This is a genomic window from Paenibacillus agaridevorans (genome assembly GCF_003112455.1).
GTDB lineage: Bacteria > Bacillota > Bacilli > Paenibacillales > Paenibacillaceae > Pristimantibacillus > Pristimantibacillus agaridevorans.
The window spans coordinates 1-1,757 of record NZ_BDQX01000370.1 but is presented as its reverse complement, the minus strand read 5'-3'; the positions used below and the strand labels follow the sequence as shown (position 1 = coordinate 1,757).

Annotated in this window: 2 protein-coding genes; both read left to right on the top strand. The window is 36.8% G+C overall.

Annotated elements, in window-relative coordinates:
• Window positions 1-430: 430 nt before the first annotated feature.
• The gene (locus PAT3040_RS28760) at window positions 431-808 is read left to right on the top strand and encodes a hypothetical protein (RefSeq protein ID WP_108995384.1); all 378 of its coding nucleotides are present in this window, start codon (window positions 431-433) and stop codon (window positions 806-808) included.
• Window positions 809-1,011: 203 nt separating this feature from the next.
• Window positions 1,012-1,575 carry a hypothetical protein gene (locus tag PAT3040_RS28755; RefSeq protein ID WP_108995383.1) on the top strand — a complete coding sequence of 188 codons (564 nt, stop codon included), beginning with the start codon at window positions 1,012-1,014 and terminating at the stop codon, window positions 1,573-1,575.
• The last annotated feature ends 182 nt before the right edge of the window (window positions 1,576-1,757 follow it).

The following is a 1,757-nucleotide window of genomic DNA, read 5'->3' as shown; positions in this document are numbered from 1 at the left end:
AAAGAATATTAGGGAAGTAAACTCATTTGAAGCAACGTGCCCGATTGAAAGAATATTAGGGAAGCAAATTCATGTGAAGCAACGTGCCCGATTGAAAGAATAGTAGGAAGCAAACTCATGTGAAGCAGCGTGCCCGATTAAGAGTGCATATTGAAAGCTAATTCAAGAAGAGGGAACAGCGCATAACATCGTTTTCACGCATCGTCGCTGTCGCTCCTCGGTCCGGCCGAAGTAATTAGAAGTGAATTCAGAGAGGTATCTCAGTAGCAGGAAGCAGATTCAGCCGGACAACCTTGCACAGGCTAAGTCCTGACGGACCCGGCAAAACGATCGCTTCGCTCTATCGATTGGCTGCTTAAGCCAGTGAAGGTTCGTGAACACAGAAACGTTATATGCAATACTCTAAGAACTATTATTTAAAGGAGAAAACATGAAGAAAACAATATTTCTAATAAATATCATTTTATTGTCCGTCATTGTATTAACAAGCTGTTCCAATGATATTGATAAATCAATTCAAGGTGAATGGATTTCTGTTAGTGCAAGTCAGAAGGAAGGAACGACTGACTTTTTGGATAGTTTTAATTTTGTGAACATACTAGAAGAAGAAATGAATATTAGTTATTTATCCTCAGAGCAATTAGTTGATAAAACAAAAAGAGTACTAAGCAGTTCAAATGAAAAAGTGAAATATGAACTAAATGAAAATATATTAGTAATTAATAACAATCAGTATGAGATTGAAATAAATAATAATGAAATGACAATAAAGAATAGTGATATTGAAGTGCTTTATATAAGAGAATAAAAGAAGTTAATTGATTGATGTAAGTTATTCAAGATGCAGAGTACAGCACATAACACCATATTCCCGCATCGGGCTTACGCCCTCGGTCCCAGAACCGGCTTCGAGAAGCGATTGCTGTGGACACACCCGGCATTCGCCGGGCGTCGTGAATTTATGAAACGTTAGCTGAAATAACCCGAAATTAAAGAAATAGGTGAATGCATATGAAATTTTCATATAAGCTCAGTGGCATTGGATGGGCAGATGTCCACCTTCAAATTGAAGATTCAGAAATATATATTAACACTAGTTATTTGTCAGAGCCGTTGATTGATTTAGTAAGATCGATCGAGTATTTACTTCCTGAATGTACACCTATGGATGAAGTTAAAGATGTAGTGCAGTTTGAATGGAATTCTGAACCTGCAATACATAGATGGAGATTTGAAAAAACTAAAAATGGTAAAGTTCAAATTGAAATAGTTGTTTATGTGGATGGATTAACCTCAACACCGGGAAAGCTAGAATTCAAAGAAGAATGTGAGATAGATCTATTTATAAAAGAAGTTATATTTTCTCTAGAAGGTATTCTAAAGCAACATGGAATTGTCGGGTATAGAAAGCAATGGTATGCTGGGGATTTCCCAATAAGTAGCTATTTACAATTGAGAAATTATCTTTTACATAAGAGCAATTTTACTATAAATATTAAGAATCAGGATGAATGGAATGAATGCATTGAATCGAATCTAAGCAATGAATTAGAAATAATTAAGACCATATTGTGAGTATTTCAGGTTGCCGGTTACTTCAGCTAACACCATATTAACGCATCGGGCCATTCGGCCCTCGGTCCGGACAGATGCTATAGGCAGAGGAGTTGTTGCAGCCGGACACATCCGACTACGTCGGACGTCGTGAATATACGAAACGTTATGGGAAATTGACGAAATGAATATATCTTGTGAGG

Excerpts from the sequence above, each read along its gene's own strand:
- PAT3040_RS28760 (WP_108995384.1), top strand. The coding sequence starts at position 431 with ATGAAGAAAACAATATTTCTAATAAATATCATTTTATTGTCCGTCATT.
- PAT3040_RS28755 (WP_108995383.1), top strand. The coding sequence starts at position 1,012 with ATGAAATTTTCATATAAGCTCAGTGGCATTGGATGGGCAGATGTCCAC.